Below are 8,442 nucleotides of genomic sequence, written 5' to 3' on the forward strand. Positions count from 1 at the left end.
CAACAAGCTATCTAAATAATACCCCAGTCCTCGGCCTTGTAAAAGGTGGGGACTATTTGTCTTGGAGTATCTTAATAATAACTTAATCCTCATCTACGGAGTAGGTGGGGATAGTTTGACGCTTACATCATTTGTTTGTAAAAGTACAAAGAGGTGAAGTTTAGGGAGGGGTAAACTATATGGGTAATCGGATTAATTTAAATATGGTTGAAAACGGGTTAGATTTTATTTCAAAGTCTATTGAAACAGTAGATAAACCTGATGAAGACATAAAGTATTCACTAATCAATTTGCATGCAGGGATACAGCTCCTTTTGAAAGAAATACTCTATAAAGAGCATTGGTCGCTAATTTTTCAAAATATAGAGACAGCTGATATAGGTAAGTTGAAATCCGGGGATTTTATAAGTGTAAATCATGATACTTTAATCAAAAGGCTACAGAAAATTGGGGGTATTAAATTTGATAAGAATCTCCTTGATATGATGGATTGGTTACGGAAGGAAAGAAATAAAACGGAGCATTACCATTTTGTAGTGACTGCTGATGTGCTTAAAGCAAACATTGTTAAGCTTTTTGCATATCTCATCCCTTTTATTAAGTCAGAAATGATTGAAACGGAATTCATTGACTCAGATAACGAGAGATTTACTGAAATATTAGAGTATTTATATGAATTTGATGAATATGTAAATGAGAGACTTAAGTTAGTTCAGGATGAATTAAAAAATGTTGATGTAATTTTACGATGTCCAGTTTGTAATCAAGAGACAGTTGAGTTTATAGACGAGACTGATGCTTATTGCTATTTCTGTGGTGATAACATTGAGAATTTCCCTGAAAAATATATAGATAATTTTATTGATACATACAGTCATGTGATGGATGGTGGAGAATATCCTCTATTAGAATGTCCTGAATGTGATTTGGAAACTTTCATATGTTTAGATGGATACCAATTTGTATGTTTGACCTGTGGGGTAAAACCAACCCAAGATAACTTAACAACATGTTCTGGTCCAAGATGCAATGAAAAACTTATCTACATAAGATACAGTGACGATGATGGCTATGACGCCCATTTCTGTGATGTTTGTATGGATTACTTTGAACATGTTTAGATTTGATTATAGATTAAAAGAAATTTAGAGTTCATTCATGTTAAATAAAGCTACAAAGCGGCTTCTACTAGAAGAAGTACGAGAGGATTTATTTACCCAAAATAAATTAAAACAAAGAATTTAACACATAATACAGAATACGTTGCCATTATTTCATACTCTGAGCAATAAGGTTAAATTATTTGATATTAACAATAGAGGAACTGAAAACAGTCAAGAGGATTTTAAGGAGAAATTAAGGATATGACTGTAGAAGAAGTTTCAGAGTAACGTAGACGTGAATTTGAAGTTAGGAAACCAGTTTGGATAGGCGATGAATGAAGAGGAATTATAAGCAGATTCCTCTTTTTTATGCATACTATTAGTAGACTTTAAAACTAGGAATAGAGTAGTGGCGAATAGAAGTATTTGATAATATAGAATTTCAAATATTTTGGCGATATACTATACGTAATACTACTGATATATTGAGGGTGAAAAAGTGGATATAAATCTAGTAAATCTTAACAAAGATTATTTACAAGGGAAAATAGTTCCATTCATAGGAGCTGGATTATCTGCCCCATTTGAAGTGCCTACTTGGAGAGGGTTAATTGAAAATATTGCTGATAAATATGCTGTACAAGATAAAGAGTTTGTAAAAAACGTTGTTGACCATAAATTAAAAGTAAATGATTATTGGGCAGCTATAGATTATATGAAAGATTTGTTAACATTAACAGACCAAGATATACAAACTGAAATAGTTAAAATAATAAATGAAAAAAAGATAAGATTGGAAGATATTACAAAGCATAACTACCATGATATCGCACAAATGAGTTTTAACTTATATCTTACAACAAATTATGAAAATCTTTTGTTTGAATATGTAAGGTGTGAGAATCTCCCTCTACAAATGAGGGAGATCAACTTTAATACACAAGATTTATTTGATTCAAGGAGAATTATGCATCTTCATGGATATACCTCTAATCCAGGTTCTATCGTAATTAGTAGAAGTAGTTATCAAGACCTTTATGAGAATAATAAGTATAAGAATTTGTTAAAACTTGTTACTGGAACTAAAAAACTCTTATTTATGGGATTCTCATTTGATGACCAATTTATACGCCAATTGATTAAGGACCACAAGGAGGACTTTCAGGGAAATCATTATATTATTTTAAATGCTCCTTCAGAAGAAAAGGTTAGAGAGTTAAAGGAAGAGTATGGGTTAGTTACCATAAAATACAATCCAGCAAACTCATCACACTCAGAGGAAATTAGAAAAATATTAGCGATAATGTCAGAACAGAGTACTGAGGAGGAACCAGAGGGTTCTAAAAATGGTTCAGGTAGTACCCAGCCTATAATATTAGGAGCACAAATTACTGATATGGATCAAAATGTTGAAAGTAACCTTTTTTATAAAAAGTTACAAATTGAAAATATTAAACCCGGTTTGCTTAAATTAAGCTCAATTTTTTATGTTGCAGCTGAACGCTATATTCGACAACTAAAAAATAGTGGGATGTCAGTTGAAGTTATTAATGCTGTTTTGAGAAAAGTTTTTATTAAGTATAATGAAAAGTATTCAGATACCTATGAAAAACATGGTGATAGTCAACAATTTGTAGAAGTAGTACATAAGACCTTGGAAAATATAGATTTCGGTAGATTAGCTAAATTATTTAGCGAAAATCAAATATCAGATGAGGATGAAAATAGAGGACTAATTCATATATTAGCAGATGATGAGAAGATTGATATATGGTGGGGGGAGAACCGTTTAAAATGAGAATTTCTAATGAAAAAAATTCTACTTTTGTCCCCCAATCCATTAAATTGCTATTTGATAATAATCAGTTAGAGTTAATAAAAACTTTATGTCTTTTATATGCGTTTTATAAAGAAAGTACTAGGAAGTACTATAAATTAACAGACATAGTATTCTATTATTGTCTAGTAAATTTCGACCTGCTTAAGCTTATTGAAGAACGTGAAGATAAAGGAGAAATATCTAGGAATTTATATTATCGTTTTCAACAAAATATAAATCAAATCATTTTAGAGTTATCAAATTTACAATACGTAGAAATAAAGGGCGATGTTACTACTAAAACTTCTGATTTAGGGATTAGATTAACAAAAAAAGGAATGGAGTTTGTTGAAGGATTAGAGCTTCATTATTTTTCGGAGTTAATCGAGGAATACTCTAGTGTAATTAATACTGTGGATAATAATATGAAAAATAGAAATAAGATAAGGGGAGGGGTAAAATGAGCCAGATTACAATAAATAAGCTAGTCCTTTTTGGAACAAGATATAAGAGAACGTTATATTTTGGAAAAGGATTAACTATTATTAGGGGAGATAGGACATCAGGTAAGTCATTAGTTTTAAGTTTGATTGATTATTGTATGGGGAAAAGTGATAATATTGTGTTAAAAGTCCAAAAAGAGTTAGATAAACACTGTGATGAAGTCTTTTTGGAAATAAACATTGATGGTGATGTTATCACTTTGAATAGATCACTTAAACAAAAACAGTCAAAAATTAGTATATATTTTTGCTCATTTGATGATATTGGTGAATACATACCTAAGAAAACAGAGATTAAAGAAGCTATGCAGATAATAATGAGAAAACTAAACATTAATGAATATAAACGAACTAAATTTAAGGCACATAGCAATGAACAGGAGTTAGAAACTATTTCATTTAGAGATATTTTCAGGTATGTGTACATAAAGCAACATGATTTAGGCACTAATAATTTTCTGAATAATAAGGAAACATTTAAGAGGAATAAAAATCCATATGCGTTTGAAATGATTTTTAATTTAGTTGAACCTGATAAAGACTCATTGAATGAACAGTTAGTAAACGCAAAAAATAATGTTGAGGCCAGAAAAAGAGAAATAGTGGGCTTATATTCTTATTTAGAAGAAAGAGATGCAAACGATATTATTACCTTAATAAATGAGGTAAATAAAATCAAAGAGCAGATTGATGAACAAAAAAAACAAAAAGAAGCAATCTTTAGTAAAAACAAAAGCACTGATAACAAAGAAAATGATATGTACATCAAATTAAAGAATAGATTAACTGACCTTGCAAACGAAATTTTTCATTATGAAAAACAGAAGAATGAGATTCAAATGTCTATTGGTTCAAAAAGATTTTTATTAGAAGAGTATAAAAAGGAAAAGTCAGAAACAGATGTAACAGTTGAAATCAATTATCGTTTAGTTATTGAAAAACAAAAAATAGAATGTCCCCTTTGTAGGTCATCAGTAATTAGTCATATTCACCAAGCAAATAAGCCTGCACAACAAGTATTGAATAAAATACAAAAAGAGATTAAAAGTAAGATGAATCTTGTTAATGACTTAATTGAGAAAGATTTGAATAGAGTCAATGAGATTGATAGACAGGTTGTTCATTTAAAAAGGGAACAAGAGATACTTAATAATGCAATTAGTGAGTTCAATAAAAAGACCTCTGTACCCTATCTTTCACAAATTGACAGTATAAATAGCATTATTAATAGTCACATTAAAAAGAAAGAAATTGTTGATGAGTGTATAAGAGTCCATCGTAAAATTGATGAAAAAAATAAACTCATAGAGGATTTGGAGCAAGAAATAAAAAGACTAGAGAGCGAACTGAAAAATTTAAAAGTCAGTGAAGTTAGGAAGAAGCAAATATTCAATATATTAAATGAAAAATTTAAATTCTATATGGCTAGATTGAAGTACGATACTTCAGAAACATATATTGATGAAAATAATTACACTCCATATCATGATGGGGCAAGTGTTTTTGAGCATGAAAGTGGTGGTTTATTAGAGTGTATGCAAATATCATTTTTTGCAGCAATACTTTCTTGTAAAGACATCAATTATGCTGTAGGCCATCCAGGTTTCTTGTTATTAGACTCAATTAGTAAATATTTAGGGACGATTAGACCTGACATGGATGAGGAAGAAAAAGAAAACAAAAATAGAATTAATGACCCAGAAGTATATGAGGAAATATATAATATTATTATTGAATTGAGTGAGCAATATCAAATAATAGTAGTTGATAATACACCACCAATAAAATATGAGAAATATGCCAAATATACATTCCTATCTGGTGATGAAGTGTTGGGGTTAATTAATCTACACGTGAATGAATTTGAAGATATTGAGGAATAGTTATCCTAACTAGGAATTTTGTTTAATATTTGTTTTTACCCTGTTGAAAAATACCAACAGGGTTTATTGTGTTTAATTACTGGTTTAATGTTAAAATGTATAGGTCAAAGAAGTATGTTTTTATTAAGGAGTGCAAGTATGACTCAAATTTTAGAAAGTATTGATAAAGCAAGACTAATAGTTAATCCTTTACTTGAAAGAAAGTCAGAGTTAGGTCAATTCTTTACGCCTTCTAGTATCGCTAAATTTATGGCTTCTCTTTTCAATAAGGATAAAATGAAAAATCCTAAAGTTCTTGATGCTGGAGCAGGAATAGGTTCCTTAACTAGTGCTTTTCTTGTTAGGCTCCTTTCAGAAAGATTGTCTGGATGTGTAAATGTAAATTTAATTGAAGTAGACGAATTACTAAATACACATCTATATGATACCTTAGCCATGTTTGAAGGGAAAATAGACATAAATTCAGAGGTTATTATAGATGATTTTATTGAATGGGCAGTACTTAATTTGCTTGATGAGGATAATTTATTTGAAAATAGTAAACGTCGTTATACTCATGCAATTTTAAACCCACCATATAAGAAAATTAACAGTAACTCACGTCATCGAAAGCTTTTAAGAAAAGTTGGTATTGAAACAGTAAATTTATATTCTGCTTTTGTGGCTCTTACCATAGAGCTTATGGAGGAGGGGGGAGAAATAGTCGCCATTGTTCCAAGAAGTTTTTGTAACGGACCGTATTTCCGTCCTTTCCGCCAACTCATGCTTGATAAGACGGCAGTTAAACATATGCACCTGTTCGAATCAAGAGATAAAGCATTTAAGGATGATGAGGTATTGCAGGAAAACGTAATAATGAAGCTAGTACGTGGAGGTAAGCAAGGAGATGTCACCATTTCCATTTCTACGGACGACAGTTTTTCTGATTACATTGAACATATTTATCCCTTCGAGAAAATCGTACAACCTAATGATATTGAGAAGTTCATTTACATTAATACATCAAATGAGGAAACTTTAATCGAGAGATACCCTTCTGTATGTTATTCACTTGAAGAACTTGATATTGAAGTATCAACAGGCCCAGTTGTAGATTTCAGAGTAAAAGAGAACCTTAGACAAATGCCAGAAGAAGGAACTGTTCCATTGTTCTACCCAAATCATTTTGTAGGAACTGAATTAGAGTATCCAAAGGTAATGAAAAAGCCTAATGCAATATTCAGGGATGAGAAGGTAGAAAAGTGGTTATATCCGAATGGTTATTATGTAGTTGTAAAGAGGTTTTCTTCAAAAGAGGAAAAGCGAAGAATAGTAGCAGGGGTATTGAAGCCTGATGCTATTGATTATCCCGTAGTTGGCTTTGAAAATGGTCTTAATGTTCTTCATTTTCAAAAGCAAGGGATTTCAGCGGAGATAGCTTATGGACTTTATATTTATCTCAACTCTACACCTGTGGATAAGTATTTTAGGATATTTAATGGTCATACTCAGGTTAATGCAACTGATCTTAGAACTATGAAATTTCCTAGCAGAGAGATACTTGAGGAATTAGGCAGATGGGTAATGTCAAATTCTGATAATATAGAACAAGAGGAAATAGATGGTAAGTTGGAGGAGTTGTTATTAAGTGAGTGAAAGTATCCATAAAAATATTGAGCAAGCAATAAGCATTCTAAAAGATTTAGGGTTACCAAAAGCTCAACAAAATGAAAGGTCTGGACTTTGTCTATTAGCTTTATTAAATCTAACTAAGGACAAGTCTTGGTCAGAGGCTGAAAATAACTTGATTGGAATTACACCAATGATGGAGTTTAGCCGAGATAAATATGGGAAAGAATATGCTCCCAATAGTCGAGAGACATTTAGAAGGTTTACTATGCACCAGTTTGTTGATGCAGGAATTGCTTTATACAACCCAGACAAACCCGACAGACCTGTAAATAGTCCAAAAGCAGTTTATCAAATTGAACCTGAAACTCTAACTTTAATAAAGAAATACAATACAACTGAATGGGATATTGCTTTACAAATGTATCTTTCAAATAGACAAACCTTGGTAGAAAGGTATGCAAAAGAAAGGGAGCAGCACAAGATTCCGGTACAAATTGCAGAAGGAAAAGAGATTTATATAACACCAGGAGAACATAGCGAACTTATAAAAGCTATAATTGAGGACTTTGCACCTCGTTATGTACCAGGCGGTAAATTGATTTATGCAGGCGACACTGGTGAAAAAATGGGTTACTTTGATGAAGAGTTATTAAGGCAGCTAGGAGTGGTTGTAGACTCACATGGAAAAATGCCTGATGTAGTGATTTACTTTCCTCAAAAGGAATGGCTCCTGTTAGTGGAGTCGGTAACAAGTCATGGACCAGTTGATGGAAAGCGACATGAAGAGTTAGCGCAATTATTTAAGGGATCAAAAGCAGGGATTGTATATGTCACGGCCTTTCCAAATCGGTCAGTTATGGCAAGGTATTTGAGTGAGTTAGCTTGGGAAACAGAGGTGTGGGTTGCAGATGCACCATCTCACTTAATCCATTTCAATGGAGTGCGTTTTTTAGGACCATATGAGTAAGTAAGAAAATTATCAGTTATTCTTTGGGTATCGACTTATATTAGGATGGGTAAAAGAATATGTGTATTTTTTATATCTATCTTGAATGCTAGGGTTGAAGAGTAAGGTTCGGGACGACAAGCAGAAATTAATAGAGAATAATAACTTTTCTTCAAGTATTATTGGGTAGACTTGATTTTTTAGGAGTGAATAATTAAGTCTACTCAATTTGATCGCTAATGTAAAACGGCGGATAGCGATGAAGATGTTAACCGACTTTATTAAATTTAATTTATTAGGCTACAGAAGATAATATTTAAACAGCAAGCAGTTTTGTATATAGTAGAATTTGTTTTGCACTAATTTTACACATCACATTCACAAAGCCTTATTAAATCTGGGTTTTGACCGTTATTTCGACCCCGACCACCGGTATCGAAAATGCGGGAAAAAGGTAAGCGTCAAACTATCCCCACCTACTCCGTAGATGAGGATTAAGTTATTATTAAGATACTCCAAGACAAATAGTCCCCACCTTTTACAAGGCCGAGGACTGGGGTATTATTTAGATAGCTTG

6 protein-coding genes are annotated in these 8,442 nt (G+C 31.9%); all 6 read left to right on the forward strand.

What is annotated here, in order from left to right; genetic code table 11:
• Window positions 1–179 precede the first annotated feature (179 nt).
• The 6 genes from GX497_01730 to GX497_01755 all read left to right on the forward strand — a co-directional run bounded on the left by GX497_01730 (window position 180) and on the right by GX497_01755 (window position 7,886).
• Window positions 180–1,121 carry a hypothetical protein gene (locus tag GX497_01730; protein ID HHY71951.1) on the forward strand — a complete coding sequence of 314 codons (942 nt, stop codon included), beginning with the start codon at window positions 180–182 and terminating at the stop codon, window positions 1,119–1,121.
• A 481-nt stretch (window positions 1,122–1,602) separates the two neighbouring features.
• Window positions 1,603–2,901, forward strand: coding sequence for an SIR2 family protein (locus GX497_01735; protein ID HHY71952.1), 1,299 nt, complete (start codon window positions 1,603–1,605; stop codon window positions 2,899–2,901).
• On the forward strand, window positions 2,898–3,386 hold the full coding sequence (locus GX497_01740) for a hypothetical protein (GenBank protein ID HHY71953.1): 489 nt from the start codon (window positions 2,898–2,900) through the stop codon (window positions 3,384–3,386). Before GX497_01735 ends, GX497_01740 begins: the two co-directional genes overlap by 4 nt.
• The gene (locus GX497_01745) at window positions 3,383–5,308 is read left to right on the forward strand and encodes a hypothetical protein (protein HHY71954.1); all 1,926 of its coding nucleotides are present in this window, start codon (window positions 3,383–3,385) and stop codon (window positions 5,306–5,308) included. Before GX497_01740 ends, GX497_01745 begins: the two co-directional genes overlap by 4 nt.
• Window positions 5,309–5,446: 138 nt before the next feature.
• Window positions 5,447–6,943, forward strand: coding sequence for an N-6 DNA methylase (locus tag GX497_01750; GenBank protein HHY71955.1), 1,497 nt, complete (start codon window positions 5,447–5,449; stop codon window positions 6,941–6,943).
• Entirely contained in the window at window positions 6,936–7,886 is a 951-nt protein-coding gene (locus GX497_01755; GenBank protein HHY71956.1) for a restriction endonuclease, read from the forward strand. The genes GX497_01750 and GX497_01755 overlap by 8 nt, the downstream gene beginning before the upstream one ends.
• The last annotated feature ends 556 nt before the right edge of the window (window positions 7,887–8,442 follow it).

Origin of the sequence: Bacillus sp. (in: firmicutes) (genome assembly GCA_012842745.1) — a bacterium.
Classification (GTDB): Bacteria; Bacillota; Bacilli; order Bacillales; family Bacillaceae_J; genus Schinkia.

Coding starts and splice junctions, on each gene's coding strand:
- GX497_01745 (HHY71954.1), top strand. CDS start 3,383: ATGAGCCAGATTACAATAAATAAGCTAGTCCTTTTTGGAACAAGATAT.
- GX497_01730 (HHY71951.1), top strand. CDS start 180: ATGGGTAATCGGATTAATTTAAATATGGTTGAAAACGGGTTAGATTTT.
- GX497_01750 (HHY71955.1), top strand. CDS start 5,447: ATGACTCAAATTTTAGAAAGTATTGATAAAGCAAGACTAATAGTTAAT.
- GX497_01740 (HHY71953.1), top strand. CDS start 2,898: ATGAGAATTTCTAATGAAAAAAATTCTACTTTTGTCCCCCAATCCATT.